At 39.0% G+C, this 19,792-nt stretch carries 17 protein-coding genes and 2 pseudogenes; 11 read left to right on the forward strand and 8 right to left on the reverse strand.

Annotation, left to right across the window (positions count from 1 at the left end; translation table 11 throughout):
* Positions 1 to 65: 65 nt before the first annotated feature.
* The 4 genes and pseudogenes from DSM106972_RS55125 to DSM106972_RS37170 all read left to right on the forward strand — a co-directional run.
* Positions 66 to 698: pseudogene (locus DSM106972_RS55125) on the forward strand (transposase family protein); the annotation flags it as partial.
* Positions 699 to 805: 107 nt separating this feature from the next.
* Positions 806 to 1,431, forward strand: a pseudogene (locus tag DSM106972_RS55130) (ISL3 family transposase); the annotation flags it as partial.
* Positions 1,432 to 1,566: 135 nt separating this feature from the next.
* Positions 1,567 to 1,848, forward strand: coding sequence for a hypothetical protein (locus tag DSM106972_RS37165; protein ID WP_127085401.1), 282 nt, complete (start codon positions 1,567 to 1,569; stop codon positions 1,846 to 1,848).
* A complete protein-coding gene (locus tag DSM106972_RS37170; protein WP_127085402.1) occupies positions 1,845 to 2,219 on the forward strand; it encodes a clan AA aspartic protease in 375 nt (124 codons plus the stop codon). The genes DSM106972_RS37165 and DSM106972_RS37170 overlap by 4 nt, the downstream gene beginning before the upstream one ends.
* Positions 2,220 to 2,305: 86 nt before the next feature.
* Here DSM106972_RS37170 and DSM106972_RS37175 read toward each other — a convergent pair whose 3' ends face one another.
* From DSM106972_RS37175 to DSM106972_RS37185, 3 genes are read right to left on the reverse strand one after another with little or no spacing between them, the layout of a single operon-like run.
* The gene (locus DSM106972_RS37175) at positions 2,306 to 2,488 is read right to left on the reverse strand and encodes a type II toxin-antitoxin system RelE/ParE family toxin (RefSeq protein ID WP_325052256.1); all 183 of its coding nucleotides are present in this window, start codon (positions 2,486 to 2,488) and stop codon (positions 2,306 to 2,308) included.
* A 3-nt stretch (positions 2,489 to 2,491) separates the two neighbouring features.
* Positions 2,492 to 4,129, reverse strand: a complete 1,638-nt coding sequence (brxF, locus tag DSM106972_RS37180) for a BREX-3 system P-loop-containing protein BrxF (RefSeq protein ID WP_127085403.1) — start codon at positions 4,127 to 4,129, stop codon at positions 2,492 to 2,494.
* Positions 4,126 to 6,753, reverse strand: a complete 2,628-nt coding sequence (locus DSM106972_RS37185) for a PD-(D/E)XK nuclease family protein (RefSeq protein WP_127085404.1) — start codon at positions 6,751 to 6,753, stop codon at positions 4,126 to 4,128. Before DSM106972_RS37185 ends, brxF begins: the two co-directional genes overlap by 4 nt.
* A gap of 410 nt (positions 6,754 to 7,163) precedes the next feature.
* Between DSM106972_RS37185 and DSM106972_RS37190 the strand changes: the two genes are divergently transcribed.
* Positions 7,164 to 8,504, forward strand: a complete 1,341-nt coding sequence (locus tag DSM106972_RS37190) for a cytochrome P450 (protein ID WP_127085405.1) — start codon at positions 7,164 to 7,166, stop codon at positions 8,502 to 8,504.
* On the opposite strand, the gene pdxH is transcribed toward DSM106972_RS37190, so the two are convergent.
* Complete coding sequence (pdxH, locus tag DSM106972_RS37195) at positions 8,496 to 9,143, reverse strand: pyridoxamine 5'-phosphate oxidase (protein WP_127085406.1); 648 nt, start codon at positions 9,141 to 9,143, stop codon at positions 8,496 to 8,498. The two genes, DSM106972_RS37190 and pdxH, sit on opposite strands and share 9 nt — an antisense overlap.
* Positions 9,144 to 9,225: 82 nt before the next feature.
* Between pdxH and DSM106972_RS37200 the strand changes: the two genes are divergently transcribed.
* From DSM106972_RS37200 to DSM106972_RS37210, 3 genes are all read left to right on the forward strand, one after another.
* Positions 9,226 to 10,284 (forward strand): AI-2E family transporter, encoded by a 1,059-nt coding sequence (locus DSM106972_RS37200; protein ID WP_127085407.1) that lies wholly within the window; start codon positions 9,226 to 9,228, stop codon positions 10,282 to 10,284.
* Positions 10,285 to 10,530: 246 nt separating this feature from the next.
* Positions 10,531 to 11,355, forward strand: coding sequence for a segregation/condensation protein A (locus DSM106972_RS37205; protein ID WP_127085408.1), 825 nt, complete (start codon positions 10,531 to 10,533; stop codon positions 11,353 to 11,355).
* Between the two features lie 250 nt (positions 11,356 to 11,605).
* The gene (locus DSM106972_RS37210; RefSeq protein ID WP_127085409.1) at positions 11,606 to 12,772 is read left to right on the forward strand and encodes a nucleotidyltransferase family protein; all 1,167 of its coding nucleotides are present in this window, start codon (positions 11,606 to 11,608) and stop codon (positions 12,770 to 12,772) included.
* Here the strand turns inward: DSM106972_RS37210 and DSM106972_RS37215 are convergent.
* Positions 12,769 to 13,101 (reverse strand): hypothetical protein, encoded by a 333-nt coding sequence (locus tag DSM106972_RS37215; RefSeq protein WP_127085410.1) that lies wholly within the window; start codon positions 13,099 to 13,101, stop codon positions 12,769 to 12,771. The two genes, DSM106972_RS37210 and DSM106972_RS37215, sit on opposite strands and share 4 nt — an antisense overlap.
* Positions 13,102 to 13,140: 39 nt before the next feature.
* Here DSM106972_RS37215 and DSM106972_RS37220 point away from each other — a divergent pair, with 39 nt between their 5' ends.
* Positions 13,141 to 14,406: a glutamate carboxypeptidase gene (locus DSM106972_RS37220; protein ID WP_127085411.1), complete on the forward strand. Its 1,266-nt coding sequence runs from the start codon at positions 13,141 to 13,143 to the stop codon at positions 14,404 to 14,406.
* 67 nt (positions 14,407 to 14,473) lie between these two features.
* Here the strand turns inward: DSM106972_RS37220 and DSM106972_RS37225 are convergent, their stop codons facing one another.
* On the reverse strand, positions 14,474 to 14,674 hold the full coding sequence (locus tag DSM106972_RS37225; protein WP_127085412.1) for a hypothetical protein: 201 nt from the start codon (positions 14,672 to 14,674) through the stop codon (positions 14,474 to 14,476).
* Positions 14,675 to 15,060: 386 nt separating this feature from the next.
* Complete coding sequence (speA, locus tag DSM106972_RS37230; RefSeq protein WP_127085413.1) at positions 15,061 to 17,088, reverse strand: biosynthetic arginine decarboxylase; 2,028 nt, start codon at positions 17,086 to 17,088, stop codon at positions 15,061 to 15,063.
* A 214-nt stretch (positions 17,089 to 17,302) separates the two neighbouring features.
* Here speA and ndk point away from each other — a divergent pair, with 214 nt between their 5' ends.
* On the forward strand, positions 17,303 to 17,752 hold the full coding sequence (gene ndk, locus DSM106972_RS37235; protein ID WP_127085414.1) for a nucleoside-diphosphate kinase: 450 nt from the start codon (positions 17,303 to 17,305) through the stop codon (positions 17,750 to 17,752).
* 407 nt (positions 17,753 to 18,159) lie between these two features.
* Here the strand turns inward: ndk and DSM106972_RS37240 are convergent, their stop codons facing one another.
* A complete protein-coding gene (locus tag DSM106972_RS37240) occupies positions 18,160 to 18,897 on the reverse strand; it encodes a MeeY/MeeF family manganese export membrane protein (RefSeq protein WP_127085415.1) in 738 nt (245 codons plus the stop codon).
* Between the two features lie 452 nt (positions 18,898 to 19,349).
* Here DSM106972_RS37240 and DSM106972_RS37245 point away from each other — a divergent pair, with 452 nt between their 5' ends.
* Complete coding sequence (locus DSM106972_RS37245) at positions 19,350 to 19,766, forward strand: lysozyme inhibitor LprI family protein (RefSeq protein WP_127085416.1); 417 nt, start codon at positions 19,350 to 19,352, stop codon at positions 19,764 to 19,766.
* Positions 19,767 to 19,792: the final 26 nt, after the last annotated feature.

Consider the following 19,792-nt stretch of genomic DNA (forward strand, 5'->3'; position numbering starts at 1 on the left):
GGTTCTTGCGTACTTAACGTGCTAAAATGTTAGAATGTTTATTTAGCGTTTAAGTAAAATTAATTATGAAAAGAGTCCTTACTCAACTATTAAATTTGCCTGATGTAGTGGTAGAATCAAGTCTACAAGAGGGTTATGTCTTAATTTTATCAGTAAGTAAAAAGACTAAAAGCGCAGTATGTCCGCAGTGCGGTAACTCGTCACAACATTTACACCAGAATCAAAATTACTTAGTAAAAGATTTACCGATGGGAGATAAAGAAGTAATATTAAATGTAAATAGACGAAGATTTAAATGTAAAACATGCCGAAAAACGTTTAATGAAAAGCTTGATTTTGTAGGAGCGAGAAAGACATATACGCATCGATACGCGGAAAATATTGTTAAACAACTTATTAGTAGTAATGTAAGTAACGTGGCGGAAAATAATGGATTAACCGATGAAGAAGTTAATTCGATGCTTGAAGATATAGCTAAAAATGTATTACCAATAAATCTAAATAATTTGAGGAGGTTAGGAATTGATGAAATAAGTTTAGTAAAAGGGCAAGGAAAATATATTGTTGTACTTGTAGATATAGATTCAGGACGATTAATAGGGTTAGTAAAAGAAAGAAAACAATTTGAAATAGAAAATGTTATGAAAAGTTGGGGAGAACAAGTTTTAGAACGGATAGAAGAAGTTAGTATGGATATGACGTTGCATTCCACCTGGAAAAATGGGGCAGCCTTGTTATTAAAATTTTGGGTATCACGAGATATCTCGTTCTGAAGGCTGCCCCATTTTTTTTGGAGAGACCCGTGACCGGAAATTATAAAAGCTTAATCAATAAGATTTGCCCAAACGCAGTCGTTACGGTCGATAGGTTCCATGTTACCAAAATGATACATGAAGAATTAAACCAAGCTAGAATAGCAGAAAAGAAAACAGCATTAGAGCTAAACGTTAAGGATAGAGAAAAAGTTTTTGATAGTTTAAAAGGGAATAAATTTACAATTTTAAAAGCAGAAAATAATCTGACAGATAAACAAAAAGAAAAATTAGATACAATTAGAGAAGCATCTCCTTTAATAGCAATAATGCATTCATTGAAAGAAGAATTTAAGGATTTATTTGATACGAGTGAAGATTCAGGAACAGGAATATTAGGGCTACTCGATTGGTTAGAAAAAGCTGAACCTTATTATCAGAAAAGTGTTAAGACAGCAAAGTCTGCCGGGGGAGTACTCCCCCGGCGAGCTTTGCAATTAAGCGGTGGTTTGGAGAAGTAGCCGGATACTTTGAAAGAAAAACTACTAACGGTGTAGTAGAAGGAATTAATAATAAATTGAAGCTAATAAAACGAAATGGATTTGGCTTTAAAAATTTTCGTAATTTTGAAATTCGAGTTTTACTTTCTTGGCATTATAATGTTAATTTAGCACGTTAAGTACGCAAGAGCCGCTTCTGGTTGTTCTAGCTTAACCATTAAATAATCTCTACGCACTAATAGATAAGAATAGTATTCTATTCTCAACTAAAATGCTACAATTATAGATTATAAGAAAAACGATAATGAAAAATTATGGCACTTCGACAACCGCAATTTAGTAAAGAAGAATTTGCAAGACTGGGTGATGAGATTTACGAACGCGATATTTATCCGCAGCTTCAACCCGGTAGTGCAGGTAAAATAGTTGCTGTAGATATTTCTACAGGCGCCTGGGAAATAGATGATGATGAAATTTCAGCTTGTAATCGTCTTGAAAAACGTTACCCAAATGCACAGATTTGGATTGTACGAGTTGGTTCTCGGTATGTTCGCCGATTTGGCGCCAGTCGCAGTCAAAAAAGAAAAACAACATGATTATTGGAAAAGTTAATGCGGACTATGAGCCAATTATTCGCGTTGAGATTCATGGTTCTAATGGAAGGATTGACGAGCAAGATGCAGTTATAGATACAGGTTTTGATGGTTGGCTTTCTTTACCTCCAAATATTATCACAGCGTTAGGACTAAATTGGAAAAGACGCGGACGGGCATTATTGGCTGATGGTAGCGAAAGTATTTTTGATATGTACGAAGCAACGGTAGTTTGGGATGGACAACTTTTAACAATTCCAATTGATGAAGCTGACTCCGATCCACTTGTTGGAATGTCGTTGATGGAAGGTTATGAGTTAAACATACAGGTTATTGATGGAGGTATGGTGAGGCTGATGAAGCTCAACGCTTGATATCGTTACACACAAACGCTCTTTGATGTTACCCCTTCAGAGCGCGAATACATTACCACTACTTTCTTCAAAAAAAGGTTCTTGTGTCATGCTTGTTTTTCCCTTTCTTGTGCGTCCTTATAATGTTGTTTAATCAAGTCGATGTCAGGTTGTGGGGTTTTTATCCCTTGCGTTGATTTTTTCTGAAAAGCATGTAGAACATAGCGGGTATAAGCGTAGTTACAGATTCGGCAATTAATATTACATGCAAAAATGTAAGTGCAAGATATATGCTACTCCAAATTAACCACTAAAAAGCCATCTTTGGGATAAATTCTATATTCTGGATGCTCGCGTTCAGCATAAATTAGATGATTATTCTTAATGCTCCCGTTCCATACTGCGACTATAATGCGATTGCGGGCTAGTTTCTGAAGACACCCCAGAGGGTTAAGCTTGAGGGAAACATCAAACAAAATTTCCAGATGTTCCAAGAAAATTACTTCATTATCATCATGAGCTACTATTTGCTTTAATAATTCTTCGGCTTTTAGCGCGCGTTGCCGTTGCGTCAACTCTAAAAGGCGCCGACTCAATTCAAGATTAACATTGATATATCCACTATTAGTAGTCTCGGCTATCTGCTGGAAGTTGATTTGCGAAGTATTTTGGTGTGGAATAATTATTAATCGATAGTACTGTTCTGCTGCTTGAGAGAAGTAACTAGCAAGTTGAGTTATTGTCTGTTGCTGAGACTCCGATGAAGCAACTTCTTTACTTATTGCTATATCTTCCTGTTGCAGTTGCGTTTCTATCTCAACTAAGCTTAATTCTTTATGACCCGTTTCTCTATAATTATCGTCGCAAATTTCTGCATAAGTACAGTAACTACAATTAGCATGAGATGGCGCCGCTGTATAATGCCCGTCTAAAATTTGCTGTACCAAAATTTCCGCTTCTTGTGCTGTACTTTCTAATTCCGCAGTGGTAAAGGTATGTAAATAATTGTGACGTAAATAGGCAATATGGGCAGTTTTACTATTTGTTGCTTTTGCGTAAGCCCAAAGTTGAAAACGGTGATATTTTGGGTTTATCTCTTGGTCGGTTTTAAAGTCTAATACCCAATCTTCTCCCAATACATCAACAATACCATTCAGAGTTAAACCTCCAATATTTAATGTTACTTGCTTTTCTCCTTGCCCTTTTTGAAACACAGCAAAATCCGCTACCTCATCAAATTGCTGTGCTAACCGTAAAGCTTCTTCTACATCCTCTCTTCGCAATGTTGTATCAAAACTTGCCAAAATATTAATATCACGAATATCACGTTCTAAGGCTAAGTGGGTTAAAATTCCTACTTTTCCTGACTCATCGAGTGCGTTTTGTTGTAACTCTTGTGCTAATTGTTGCCAGTTACTAGTATCTTGGAAGAATGCTTTTTCAGCACTAATTGGGTCACGAAGCAGTATTTGCAAGACTTGAGACATTGACGAATGCGATATTTGCTCGTAAAGCTTTATAGGCAAAGTATTTAATGCTTCATCTAACCATTCCGAAGCTCGCAAAACTCCTTCATACTTATCAATAACAGTAAAGTCAGCAGGTACACCCGCAGCTTCAGGATGTTCGCGACAAATTCGCATTGCTAAAGCGTGAATAGTGCTAATTTGCGCTGCTTCTAATTCTGCCAATACATCTGGATGATGTGGAAGTTGCTTTGAGACAGTAGCACGAATGCGCGCGCGTAATTCGGAAGCTGCTTTTTCTGTAAAGGTAACTGCCACTATTTCTAATGGAGAAAGTTCATGCACTTGCAAATGATGAAGATACCGTTCAGCTAGCATATGAGTTTTGCCAGTTCCCGCTCCTGCTGTCACTGCCACACTACCCGACGCAGAAGCTGCTTTTTGCTGTTGTATAGTTAAACTCATGAGTTGCCTCCTTTACGACTTTGACGTACACCTTTACGACAAACTAAGTCGTAAGCACAATAACGACAAGCATCTTGGTTAATATCCGGTTCGACTGGGTAATATCCTTTCTGCAAATAATTCTTAATTTTTTCAGCAATAGCTTGGAGAGTTTCTTCACTTGGCTGTTTTTTAGAAAGCTTTTCCCCTTTAGTTAGCGAGTAATAGTAAGCATCCTGTACAGTTTCCCCAGGAAATAAATTTGTACTAGCAACATGAGCATATAAAGACATTTGAATATCTATATTCGCTTTGCCAAATTCATCTTTGACACCAGGTGGCGCCTGGGAACTGGTTTTGTAATCTAATAGTACTAAGCCTTGAGGTGTACGGTCGATTCTATCAATACTTCCCGTCACTGTTAAACCAAACCATTGGGCAGTAAACTTGGTTTCTGGTTGTAATATTTGTGCTTCTTGCTTTATAAAATCTGGCTGAGAACAAGCATAATTCAAAATCTGAAGATGCTCAGTTCTACGTGCTTCCCAAGCTGATAATACAGGTAGTTGACAATCTTGCTCTGCTTGTAAAAACGCTGCTTCTAAATTAGTTGTGATTTGGGTTAAATCTGTTACACCTAATACAGCCAATTCTAAACTACGGTGATAAAGATTACCTCTAAGTAATGCGCTCAGTTCTAATTCAGCTTCTTCCAATTCCTGTAATCTCAATACTTTATTCGCAAACCATTTAAAAGCACACTGACCGGCATCTGTAAGTTGAGATGCACTAAATACTCGTGTTCCAGGGTCTAACGGTAAACCAATAACTCCATCGTACTCATCATAAGCTTCTGCTCCAGAGCGACGTTTTTCTACTTGCCAAGCGTGAAAAGCATGTGGTAAAACATCATCGGAATCATCTGAGAGTACACTATTTTGTCGTAAATAAATTCGCCGTGCTTCTTCAAAACTCGCAACGGGTTTTGGTGGCGCCTCAAGAGCGTTTATTCCCAACTGCGTCAGATAAGGACTTGGTATTGTAGCGTCTTTTAGCATCTGCGGATAAGAAAAAATTATCCTCTCCGTGGGAATTTGCAGTAAAGCATAAAATGAAATAGCTTCTCGTCGCGCGCTGGTTGCTGCATCTTCTAACTTTAACCCTTGCTGACGTAGTTGTTTACGTTCATAAAAATCCAACATTGGGTCATCTTGTATTGGCGCCGGTAAAATACCTTCAACTGCACCCAAAACAAAAACATATTTATATGTGGCGCCGAATAAAGAAAGCGGTGTATGTAACTCCACACCTCCTCTACCCGGTTGAGCAGGAACTGTTAATAAAGCTAAAGTACCAATAATATCAGCCGCAAATTCTTCTAAGCTAATAACCTCGTCTTCTGGTTTTGCTAAATCTACTAAAGCATCCTGAAATTTATAATAAGCAACAATTTCCTTTGCCCAACGTCCGGCGCAGGAGCGAATTTGATATTTATTAAGAACATCTTGTATCTTCTCTACCCAATTGGCACGGGTATCTTCATAACACCAATCTAAAAGCGCAAGGTTAACACCCAGATTTTGCCATTCTAAAAGTTTTGAGGGATGCTGCTTTCTAGCTTCCTGCCATACGTTTGTGGATAAAGCAGTACATAAAGGATGGCTCAACAGTTTTGCTGTAGACTCAAATGGAAATTTCTCTTGAATAACTTCTAATAGTAACTGTACCCAGGCGCCTAACCGAGTTGCATTTAAAGGCACTCCATAGAACGCGCGCACGGGTAAGTTATATTCCTGTGCCACATCTAGTACTTTAGAACCATAAAAAGCATCATCTCTAGCAACCAATACAATTTCGTTTGCTGGTGTTCCCTCATGAAGAAGACTTTTAACTCGTGCTAAAACACCGCGCACCTCTGCTTCTATGTGTGGGTAAATATGAGCCGTAACTGCTGCATGTTCACTTGTACCTTGAAGAAAGCACGCTTGTAGCTGTTCGCCAACTGTTAAAGGTGCTTCTTTCCATTCCTGTATTTCCCAACCTTGTTTTTGCAGCCAGCTAGCAGCTTTTTGATTCTCACTAAAAATATTAGATTCATTACAAGGTAGTAACATCACACTACCATCACCTGAAATCGCGTCTAAAAAATGTAGTTGGTCAACACGAGGATTAAAATAACCATATACAAGCAAACTTTGGCGCCTAATCTTAACTTGACTAGCTTGCCAGAAAACGGATGCCGAATCAACTATTCCCTGTTCTCGAAGTAAATTAGTATAATTTTTAGCTAAAGCAGCTATTTGCTTAGTCCGGAAACTGCCTACTTTCGCCACCACATCTGTATCAATTCCAGCCCGTAAAATAGCTTTTAGCCCACTATCTAAAGCGCGCTTCGTTGCTTCAATATCTGTAGTTTCTATAACATTATTCACAGCAACGCTAAGTAAGCGGGAAGATTGTAGTAAAGGAGCGATACGCAAGCTATTATCTCTTAAAATATGTTCAGCAAGAGCTTCTAAGCTGTAGTGAGATACTTTTAAAGTTCGCGCGGCTTGAGGTGATGAGGTAATTACCCTAAAATTAGAATCGCTCTTCTGTTGCTGACATAATCTTTGAGATGAGACAAGATAAAGGTATCGCTTCATTTAAGTGCGGTTATCATTTTCATTACTATGGCTCAGTATTAAGTTCGTAACTTGGCGTAATTACAATAAATACTTTATACCTACTGTAAATCATATACTTACATATATAAGTAGATAAAATAACAATATTAATTTAATTTTTATCACAAGTCTTGACAATGTTTATAAGTATTAACACTGATAAAATGATTAAATTGATTTCAATACTGCAAGCGATAGAATTGAATCCCCCCGAACTCGCGGGGGCTAGCTTATATCTTGCACCTAGAACAGAAACCGGGCTTCTTGCCAAAAATATTGGTATAAAACGTTGATTTTTCGTGATTGTTGCCCGGTTTCTTTGAGCTTATTGCAAATGGTGCATTCCGGTAAGCTAGGGAGATCAGTTATTACATTAAAAGGACACAAAAATGACGATTCAAAAAATTACAGAATTAAAAGGCGCCTCATCATTACCTGGAAACTTTGGCTTACCTTTATTAGGAGACGCTTTTGGACTGTTCGCAGGGGAAGAATTATTCTACTGGAAAAAATTACGGCGCTACGGTAATATGTTTAAAACAAGTGTTTTAGGTAAAAAGTATGCGTTTTTAATTGGCCCGGAAGCTAACTCTCTCGTGTTTAAAGAACAAGCAGATTGTCTTTCATCGCGTTTAGGTTGGTGGTTTTTAGAGCCAATATTTGGTAATGGACTTTTGATGCAAGACGGCGCCGAACATGCTGCTGCACGTAGGTTGATGTATCCAGCGTTTCACTCCAAAACAGTAACTACTTATTTTGATGTTATCAACTCAACAGTCCAAGAATATATTAAAGATTGGGGTACGCGCGGTGTTATTCCCTTGGCATCCGATTTTCGTAAACTGACTTTAATTGTTGCTAGTCGTTTATTTTTGGGCACGCAAACTATTGAGGAAGTTGAAAAAACATGTAATTGGTTTACACAACTTGTAGCGGGCAAACTAGCTATAGTACGTTGGGATAATCCTTTCACTTTATATGGTCGCTCTCAAAATGCACGCCGTAAATTACACGAATATTTACTTCAAACTATTAACACGCGCCGAAATGGTTCAAAAGAATATTCGGATGTTCTTGCTTTATTAATGAACGCGGTTGGTGAAGATGGTGTACGTTTGAGTGATTCAGAAATAATAGAGCAAACTTTATTATTGCTCGTAGCTGGACATGAAACAACAGCGAACTTAATATCTTGGGTGCTGTTTGAATTGGGTTCTCACCCAGAGTGGATAAACAAACTGCGTCAGGAATTAACTCAGGTTGCTGGTAATGAACTTAAAGTTGAACACCTAAAGCAACTTACGCAAATGACCAATGTACTGAAGGAAATAGAACGTTTATACCCTCCGCTTTACGGTATTCCACGCGGAGTGCTTAAAGATATCGAATATAAGGGTTTTCATATTCCGGCAGGTTGGGTTGTTGTTGTATCGCCAATGCTAACTCATCGTATGGAGTTTATATACTCGAACCCAGACTCTTTCGACCCTGACCGTTTTGCTTTTCCACGAGAAGAAGATAAAAAATATCCTTTTGCTTTGGCTGGTTTTGGTCATGGACCTCACAGTTGCTTGGGTTTTCAGTTTGCTCAAATGGAAATGAAAATTATTTTGAGCCAACTGTTGTATCAATATGATTGGTCAGTTACACCGGAGTATGAGAAAATTACTCCTGTTTTGGCGCCTTCTAAATTCTTGAACAAACTACGCGCTCATATTAAGTTACGGTGATAAGCGTTCAATTTTCCAACTACCGTCTTCTTCATTAAGAGTGTAACGTAAGCGGTCATGTAAACGACTTGGGCGCCCTTGCCAAAATTCAATTTCATAAGGAATAACTCGTAAACCTCCCCAATGCGAGGGACGTGGAACATAAGAGTCTAAATATTTACTTTCTAATTCTTTCAAACGCTGTTCTAATACTTCGCGGTTTTCTATAACTTCGCTTTGCTCTGATGCCCAGGCACCGAGACGACTCGATCTTGGACGACTGTAATAATACGTATCTGATTCTGTATCTGATACTTTCTCTACATGCCCGCATATTCGTACTTGACGTTCGAGTTCTGCCCACCAAAACACCAGTGCTGCTTGGGGATTTTCTGCTAGTTCTTGCCCTTTATGGCTGTTATAGTTTGTATAAAAAACAAAACCTCGTGCGTCAAAGTCTTTTAATAGTACTATTCGTGCTGATGGTTGACCTTCTTGTGTGGTGGTCGCAAGTGTCATTGCGTTGGGTTCTGGAAGTTGGGAAGAGCGCGCTTCGTCGAACCATCGTTTAAACTGTACAAATGGGTTGGTGTCTACGTCATTTTCTTGGAGACCTTGTAAGGTATAGTCTTTGCGTAGGTCTGCTATGCTTTTATCCATCAACTGCACTCCTTTTGGCTTGACTTATTATAGGTTTTGTGGTTTGCGTTTGCCTAAAAGAATTTTTCATAGCTAAATTACTATGCACCGTTCAGCAACATTTAAAAATTTACTATTTTATGGTCTGAGCGGTCCTATTATCGCTCTCAATGTTTGGATACTGTCACAACTGTTCAATTTTTTCCAGCACCCTATCACTATTTTGAGTGTTGCTGCTATTCTGGCTTTTTTGCTCAATTACCTTGTCAACTTTTTTGAACGCGCGTATTTGAGCCGCACGCAAGCTGTTACTCTCGTTTTGCTGGTTACTTTGATGGTTTTTGTGATACTAGGAGTGACACTAGTACCAGTCATAATTGACCAAGCTACACAATTATTGAACAAAATACCCAACTTATTGACTACTAGCCAATCAAACTTGCTTTTTTTAGAGAAATTAGCCAGGGAACGGCGTTTACCTCTAGATTTTACCGTTGTTAGCAAGCAGATTAATGCCAATATCCAAATTTATATTCAAAATATAGTACAGCAGGTAGCTTCTGGTGCAGTAGGCTTTGCTTCTTCGATTGTGTTATGGATATTAGATTTTATACTAGTTATTGTGCTGGCTTTTTACATGTTGCTCTATGGTGACACTGTTTGGTTTGGTTTATCTAGTCTCTTACCCGATAATATCCGTGAACCCCTGACTAAATCGATACAACTCAATTTTCACTATTTTTTTCTCAGTCAAATTTTGCTAGCTTTGTTTATCACTGCTTGTCTGATCCCCATTTTTCTTGTACTCAAGGTGCCTTTTGCTTTGTTGTTTGCAATTGTCATTGGTATCTCTCAATTAGTTCCTGTAATTGGAGCTACGTTAGGAATTGGATTAGTCACAGTGCTGGTACTGCTGCAAAACTGGAGTCTTGGACTTCAAGTCGGACTTGCTTCGGTTATTATGCAGCAAGTTAAAGATAACTTTTTGGCGCCGAGATTAATCGGTAATTTTATTGGCTTAAATCCACTCTGGATTTTTGTGGCAATATTAATGGGTTTTGAAATCGCTGGACTTTTCGGAACTATTGTCGCTATCCCTATCGCTGGTACAATTAAGGGCACATATGACACTTTCAAAGCTAGCAAACTCCAAGATCAGTAATTTTTGTATATGTGCTTATTTTAACCAGTATTTAGACAAAGCTTAAAGTTCAGTCAGTATTTACAAAATAAAAGTATAAAATTTAACAAATACTTAAATGTCAATATATCATAAAATACTTGCCTGAAAAAAACTTTTCTTATAAGATTTTGGCTGTAAGCATGTAATACTTGTACCGTTAGTTAACGAAGGCGTTTACGGCGCCAATATTAAGATAAAACGAGAAAATATAGTTTGTACTAATTAATGGATGCCTCCGAGCTATTAGAGACAATTACACAACTCATTCACCAAGCAGAGTCCGGGGACATAGACCCTTGGGATGTGAAGGTGATTGATGTAATAGACCGTTTTCTCGAACTAATGGCTACTGTAGCAACGCGAGGATATGAAACCGACTTGTCTACATCAGGACAAGCATTTCTATCTGCTTCGATGTTGGTATTATTCAAAGCCAATACTTTAACGCAATTGCAAGCGGTCGAAGAAGAACCAGAACCTGAAGACGGTGAATTTGCAGACGAAGAAAACGTATTTTTAAGAACTGCTCGATTACCATTAGAGCGTGCGTTACGTCGTCGTTCTGCTGCAATGCCTCCATCGAAACGTCGCGTTACACTTCCAGAACTTATCGAACAGCTACATGTAATGGCTGAACAGCTTAAAAAAGTTCAGCTACACAGAGAAGTCAAGGCGCCTCGAAGCATTCGCAACACAGGTAATAACGTGCGAACAATGCGGCAAGCATTGGATTTAGCACACCAAGAAAACTTGACGGAAGTCGCTCTTGAACTTGAACAGCTATTATATCATTCGGCAAGTGAGCTATCGTTAGACAAGGAGTGGATGGATTTAGAACAACTTGTCGCGCTTTGGCTTCACGCACAGCCCAATAAAACTTTATCAGGTCATCATTCACCGAACAGCGAGACAGTCGGGGTGTTTTGGGCATTGTTACTACTGTCTGCCCAGTCCAAGGTGGAGTTATATCAAGAAGAATTTTACACTGATATCAAAATTCGATTACTCACAGATGCTAGTACGAATAAACCATTGGATGCCGCCGTGTAGAGACGTTACATGTAACGTCTCTACGTCGCATTCCAAAATTTTGATACATGAATCACCAAAATCTGGGTAAATTGGATAGATGACCTAATTAATCGTCATCATATTTACACTTATGGTTAGATAAAGCGCTTGAGTACCGTTATCCGTGCTTTTCAGGATGACTTAGAGTAGAAATAAACAGATGATTAAGTTTCACGAACATCAAAGTAAACAAGCTTGTGGCTGAGGAATAACGAGGGAAAAACACATTATGAAGGCGATGATTCTTGCAGCAGGTAAAGGTACACGTGTGCGTCCTATTACCTACACCACTCCCAAACCGATGATTCCCATTTTGCAAAAACCTGTAATGGAATTTTTGCTGGAACTATTACGGCAACACGGATTTGACCAAATTATGGTCAACGTTAGCCATTTAGCAGAGGAAATCGAAAGTTACTTCCGGGACGGTCAAAAGTTTGGCGTTCAAATCGCTTATTCTTTTGAAGGTAAAATTGCTGATGGTAATTTAATTGGAGAAGCGGTTGGTTCAGCCGGAGGAATGAAACGTATCCAAGACTTCTCGCCGTTTTTTGATGATACATTTGTTGTATTATGCGGTGATGCCTTAATTGACTTAGATTTAACCGAAGCTGTTAAATGGCACCGTTCTAAGGGTTCAATCGCGACTATTATCACTAAGACAGTTCCTCGTGAAGAGGTTTCTAGTTATGGTGTGGTTGTAACTGAAGAAGACGGTCGCATTAAAGCTTTCCAAGAAAAACCTTCGGTCTCTGAAGCACTTAGCACCAACATCAACACAGGTATTTATATCTTTGAACCAGAAGTTTTAAATTATATCCCATCTGGGGTTGAATATGATATTGGTGGACAGTTATTTCCTAAATTAGTAGAAATCGGCGCCCCATTTTTCGCGAAACCAATGGACTTTGAATGGGTTGACATTGGTAAAGTACCTGATTACTGGCGCGCGATTCGCGGTGTACTATTAGGAGAAATTAAAAACGTCCAAATTCCAGGTCATGAAGTGGCACCTGGTATTTACACTGGGTTAAACGTCGCAATTAACTGGGATAAAGTAGATATTACAGGCCCAGTCTACATTGGTGGTATGACCAAAATTGAAGACGGCGCCAAAATTATTGGCCCTGCAATGATTGGCCCCAACTGCTGGATTTGCAGTGGTGCCACCGTTGATAATAGCGTTATTTTTGAATGGTCACGCTTGGGACCAGGTGTTCGCTTAGTTGATAAACTAGTGTTTGGTCGCTACTGTGTCGATAAAACTGGTGCCACCATCGATGTTCAAGAAGCACAGTTAGACTGGTTAATCACCGACGCACGTCAAGACCCCCCAGTTCAAACTCCTGTAGAACATCAAGCTATCGCTGAATTATTAGAAACAAAACCAGGTTAATTTAAAGAAACCGGGTTTTTGTAGAAACCCGGTTTCTTCCTGTGCATTAAAGCTATATCCTGTGGTATTTCTATATCCGCAATGCTTATATTTTTACTGAATATATATTTTTCAATTGTTTTTATACTGACAAGCACAACATTAATCAACTGACATTTTACTTGGTTTATAGTTTCAGAAACTGACATAATACGTGCGTTCAAATTCAATACTGCTTTGTAGAGAATTTTGATCCCCCCAACAAGAACGATGATTTTGGGGGCTAAGATTTGTTTCCTTTCTTGTTCCCCCCGAACTTGCGTTCTTGTTAGGGGGATTAAATCGTACAAAGCTACTTATAAAAATAATTTATTAGTAGGGAAAATAAAATGAAATTACATACAAACGCCAAGTTGAATTTATTTATAATCCTTACAGCAGCGATTATAATCATATCAATTACACTCTCGCCATTCAATTCTGCCACTGCCACGCGCAATGTTAACTTATATCAAAAAGCTCAACAGGCTCAGTTAGAGTTCTTAAAAAAGCTTGAACCTCTTGTTAATATCGATTCTGGAACAGGTTATGCAGACGGAATTACAAAGGTTGAAGATATTGTAATTGAACACTTAAAATCAATAGGCGCCGAAATTGAAATAACGAAAGCAACTACAGGTGTTGGAAGAAACATTATTGCAACAATCCAAGGAAATGGTAAAAGTAATAATAGAAATATATTACTCCTTGCTCATTCCGATACTGTATTTAAAGAAGGAACCGCAGCCAAACGTCCATTTAAAATTGTAGCAGGAAAAGCTTATGGGGCAGGAGTAATGGACGACAAGGGAGGAATTCTGCTTGGTATTGAAGCACTTAAAATCTTAAAAGAAGTAAATTTTAACAATTTTGGCAAAATTACTTTTTTAATCAACCCCGATGAAGAAAAAGGTTCTAAAGGTTCGCGAGATTTAATTAAGCAAATAGCGAAACAGCATGATTATGCTCTAGTTTTAGAATTTGGTTCCCCACAAGATAAAGTTACATCATGGCGAAAAGGAATTGGTAACTATGGATTTGAGGTGAAAGGAAAAGCTGCCCATGCAGGCGCCGAACCTGAAAAAGGATGTAATGCTTTACTCGAAGCAGCTCATCAAAGCTTACAAATGAGGAATCTTAGCAACCCAAGCAAACAAACAACGGTCAATTTTACTTTGTTTCAAGCAGGTGAGCGCGCCAATATCATTCCAGACTCAGCAAAAGTTCAGGCAGATGTGCGCGTATTAGAAGCAGTTGAATTCGATAGGTTAGAGCGCGACTTTACAAAGATATCCCAAAAGAAACTTCTGCCTTGTACTCAAATTAAAGTTGTTGCAGAACGAGGACGACCACCTTTTCCACCTAACTCGAAAACCGATGCGCTAGTTAAAAAAGCCCAAGCTATTTATAAAGAAATTCAACTTAATCTTGGAGTCGAAGGTAGTGGTGGGGGTACAGATGGTAACTATGCTGCTGCGGTCGGTACTGCAACTCTTGATGCGCTTGGTCCTGTCGGAGGTGGCGCGCATGGTGTTGATGAATACATCGATTTAGAACGTATTGCACCCCGCATTTACTTGTTAACAAAACTTATGATGGATTTGGGAGCAAATTGAACAAGATAATATTTAAGGACGGTAGAATCCGTCCTATAAAGATTTATTTGTATAGTATATTACTACTTTATTTAAGCAGCCTAGTTATCCTAATGTCATACTCACTAGCTTTTGGATACTCACTTCTAGCTTTATCGAATGCCACTACATCAACTATTGACCTCGATTCCGCATCAATTTCGTAGCGCGTACTGCCAAAACGCGCATCGTTGCTTTTGTAATCAGTAAATTCTTTAACATCAACGAACACCTCGTAGGTATGAACCATGTTTCTACCTCGCACTTGTGTAATGAAAATTAGGAATAAATTCAGTATATGAAGATTTGATGATAGAGAGTTATCTATAAGGTAAATAAGAATAATTCTTTATAACAGTTAAAGTCCTACTTACTCAACTTAAACTAATGAAACATTTTATTAATTGTTCTATTTGCACAATAAATTACGAGAATATGCCAAAAATGATTATTAAAGCACAATTTCCAATATTAAGATTAACAACAAAATGTAAAGTTATGTATAGTAATCAAATACTTATGTTTAGCAATTATAATTGATTGCAACAACTTGATCCCCCCCAACCCCCCTTGATAAGGGGGGCTTTAAATCTTCTTCCCCCCGAACTCGCGTTCTTGTTAGGGGAAATCAAAATCTTACGAAGACAGGTAAGTATATCTACTCAAGCTTTGTTCATAAGTTTGTAACAACCTTTGTGACTCAGCCAAAGTAATACGCTTTTCTTCTAGTGCTTTTTCACAGCGCTGGCGAATGTTTTCCACCATGTCCTCAGAGTCATACTGTACGTAGCTAACGACCTCGCTCATGGTGTCACCTTTGACAACATGTTCGATTTGATAGCCTTTTGGTGTTAGCTGAATGTGAACGGTGTTTGTGTCGCCAAACAAGTTGTGTAAGTTACCCATAATTTCTTGATAGGCGCCATTTAGGAACATGCCAAGATAATAAGGCTCGCCTTGTTTAAATGGATGTAACTCTAATACAGGTTTAACATCGCGTAAATCGATAAAGTTGTCGATTTTTCCATCGCTGTCGCAAGTTAAATCTGCCAATATCCCCCGTCGCGTTGGTTCTTCTCCCAAACGATGTATGGGCATAATGGGAAATAATTGGTCTATTGCCCAACAATCTGGCGCCGACTGAAACACCGAAAAATTGACGTAATAAATGGAAGCCATTATTTGTTCGAGGTCTTCCAATTCATCGGGAACGTACTCATGCTGCCGAGTCAAATAAAGTATTTTATGGCAACATGCCCAGAACAAACGTTCGGCTTTGGCGCGTTCAGTGAGGCTAAAAATTCCCAACTTAAAGCGGCTAATAGCTTCATCTTTAAACTGGGTAGCGTCGTGATAAAGTTCTTGATAATTATCGTTGTTGATTGATTGGTAAGTTTCCCAAAGATAGTTAATAATGTGGGACTCACCTTCTTTTGGAGGTTCGGGTTGTTCGTGGGGGACTTCGCACGTACTAAGAACATCAAAAATCAACACTGACTGATGCGACGCAATTGCACGTCCACTTTCACTAATTAATGTTGGTACTCCTATACCACGCTCGCTACAGGTATCTTTTAACTCTGCAACAATATCATTGGCATAGTTTTGCATGTTGTAGTTTTTCGAGGCGTAGAAGTTCGTTTGCGAGCCATCGTAGTCTACACCTAAACCACCACCAACATCGAGATACTTCATGTTGGCGCCGAGTGCTGCTAGTTCTACGTAAATTTGACTAGCTTCTTGAATGGCATCTTTTATTACATGGATGGCTGAGATTTGTGAGCCAATATGAAAGTGTAAAAGCTGTAAAGAATCTAACAAATCTGCCGCACGTAGTTTATCAACAGCTTGGATAATTTCGGGGATGCTTAAACCAAATTTAGCACGGTCGCCCGATGAAGTTCCCCAACGTCCCATTCCTTGCGTACTAAGTTTTGCGCGTATACCTAAAATTGGTTTAATACCCAACTGAAGATTCGCTTCGATAACTAGGTCAACTTCTTCAACTTGTTCAAGCACAATAATTGGAGTTTGCCCAAGTTTGATTGCCAGCATTGCGGTTTCAACGTACTCGCGGTCTTTATAACCGTTACACACTAATAAGGCGCCTGGAGTATCAAGTAATGCTAAAGCAATCATTAACTCTGGTTTAGAGCCAGCTTCTAAACCAAACTGATGGGGTTTGCCGAACTTGACTAAATCTTCAATGAGATGTCGCTGTTGGTTGCATTTGACTGGGAATACACCACGGTATACACCTGGATAATTATAGCGGGCAATTGCTTTAGCAAAACAAGCATTAAGACGCTCGATTCGGTCTTCCAAAATATCAGAGAATCGAATCAGTAACGGTAAACCAAGATTACGCTGCTTGAGTGCATTAACCAAATCATATAAATCTAGCGAACCACCTCTGTCACCTTTGGGGGAAACCGTAATATGACCAGCAGCGTTAATCGAAAAATAAGGCTGTCCCCATCCGTCAATGCGATATAAATCTTCGCTATCTTCAATAGTCCAATGACGACGGGGGGTATTTGGCGTACTACTCGTTAAAAGCAACTGTTTTTGCTTATTGTTTGAATTATGACTCAATGCAGCTTTTTTACCGTTGGACGGAGGTTTCAACACCTCATCAGTCGTAGCAGTTGACTCAACACCCATTTTTTACTAAACCTCTATATTCACCCACGAAACTACAATTTAGCAAAATTCCACGCTATGTCCCGCACCATAAAGAAGATTAACAAAAGATTAAGAGGCGCCTGTTGGTAAAGGGTTGCATGTTTTTCCTTTTCCCCTTTCCGCTTTCGCCTTTACCCGATAAACTTTTATTGGTCAGTTGAATCACGATTACCCATATTTGAGGAGTACAACTTTGGAGCGCACATTCTTAGCAATTAAACCCGATGGCGTACAGCGTAAGCTTGTTGGCGAAATTATCCGCCGCTTTGAAACAAAGGGTTTTACCCTTGTTGCGCTGAAGTTCATGAATGTTAGTCGCGAATTAGCTCAAGCGCATTACGATGTTCACCGCGAACGCCCTTTCTTTGCAAGCTTGATAGATTTTATTACCTCTGGCCCAGTTGTCGCGATGGTATGGGAAGGTGATGGTGTTATTGCCTCTGCCCGCAAACTTATTGGCGCCACCAACCCTCTCAACTCTGAGCCAGGTACTATTAGGGGTGACTTTGGTGTAAATACTGGTCGTAACATCATCCACGGTTCCGATGCTCCTGAAACCGCAAAAAACGAAATCGCTCTATGGTTTAAAGAAGAAGAACTAGTCAACTGGGCGCCTGAAATTAAAGGTTGGTTGTACGAATAAATCAAGTTAGGAGTTAGGAATTAGGAGTTAGGAGTTAGGAGTGCTGAGTGCTGAGTGCTGAGTGCTGAATGCTGAATGCTGAGTGCTGAGTGCTGAGGAACGGAGGAACGGAGGAACGGAGTTGGAGTTGGAGTTGGGAGTTATGAGTTATGAGTGCAAATGAGTAAAATGTAAATTTGTGTCATGCTGAGGAACGTTAACGCAGTTTTCCCGTTATCCGGAGGATATCCCGAAGGGTAGGGTAGCATCTTAAAGATTTTGACGCTTTTATAAAAGTAAAACTCTAACCCGTTTTAAAGTGAAAGAACTTAAAGATTCTTCGCTGCACTCAGAATGACACTTCTAATCCGTTTTCTATATAACCCCTAACCCCTAACTCCTAACTCCTAACTCCTAACTCCTAACTTTTACTCTGCAACTTCCTGTTTCTTCAATTCAGGCGCCGTTAAAACTTCTTCTACTACCTCTGGTTCGTTACGTTTAGAGAATCCCCACATTAGAATAACTGCAATTGCGCTAATTACAATCCACTGTGGAGGAACAAGCGATTCGTTAATGACTTTGAGAAGTAAGCGTAAACCCACAAATGCCACGGTGATATAACCAGCATCTTCTAAATGAGTAAACTCATCCAACCAGCGAATAAATAAACCTGCCATGAAACGCAGGGTGATAACGCCAATGGTAGTACCTGTTAAAACTAACCAGGTTTCCTGACTTACGGCAATAGCTGTTGTAACGCTGTCTAATGAGAACGCTAAATCAGTAAGCGCAATTACGGGAATAAGCCGTAAAACTGAACTAAACTTGGGACCGTGATGCTGATTTTCTTCATCTTCCTCTGACGTAAAATGCTGGAAAACTAACCACAGCAAGTAAGAGGCGCCGATTAATTCAAACTGCCAATACTTTTGTACCCAAGTAGCTGTAAGCAGCAGTGTGATACGAAGCACATAAGCTATCACCAAGCCATAGTTAAGAGCTTCTTTCTCTTTTTCCTTATCGTCAAGCCCTTGGGCAATAGCTGCAAGTGCAATAGCGTTATCAGCAGAAAGTACTGCCTCTAAAAATATCAGCAGTAACAGCACGATAGATGCTTCTACGCTGAAATGAAATTGGAGGTTATCAAAAATTCGGTCTAACATTACAGTTTCTTGAGTTGAAATAAAAAATTAACACTTAGGGCGAAATTTATATAAATAGCGCTGAAAAAATGCTACTCTCTTCCAGCTTAACCTGTGGTAGCAAAATTATGACATGCGGTTTCTACCATACTTACATGAAGACGCTCCGGTAGAGACGCGATTAATCGCGTCTCTACTTCTTAAATCTTTGTTAATTAATTAGTTTTGTTGAACCTATTTTTAGGCTGTGTAGCTTCAGCCAATGTATAAATTTACTCAGTAATAAAATAGTAATTCGTAACTTTAAGTGGCGTTAAATATATGTAGAATAAGCTTTATTAAAAAATATTACACCAAAATTAAGTTGTTAAAAATGGTAACAAATATAACTTTAAGATGATTGGGAATCGTTAGATATTTCTAAGTACGATTGTTGGTACATTTAACGGCACTGTGCTTGGTAAGGAGTGGCAATGGAATTGCTCTTGCGCTGGAATATATTAATTATCATGGGATTTTTATTATCGGGAGTTCCCACCGCACTTGTGGGAGCGCAAACTCAAAAGCAGCTACCACCCCCGAACTGTAAAGACCCCCAAACAACAAGGGATATGATTGAGTGTGGCGAACGCACCTACAAAGAAGCAAGTAAAAAGCTCAGTTCCATAAATAAACAGTTGCTGGACAAGGTAAGTGTTAGTCAAAGAAAGCGTTTGGTCGCATCACACCAAAACTGGTTGAAGCATCGCGATACATTCTGCGCGTTTGAGGCAGGAATGTATGAAGGTGGAACACTTGAACCAACGACACGAATTAATTGTTACGCACGCATGACAAACGAGCGAAGTCAAGAACTCAATACTTGGCTAATTGAATTAAATCGACGCTAGTTTTTAGTGATTTTAACTCGCCCTAA

Origin of the sequence: Dulcicalothrix desertica PCC 7102 (assembly GCF_003991905.1) — a bacterium.
In the GTDB taxonomy this organism is placed as follows: Bacteria; Cyanobacteriota; Cyanobacteriia; order Cyanobacteriales; family Nostocaceae; genus Dulcicalothrix; species Dulcicalothrix desertica.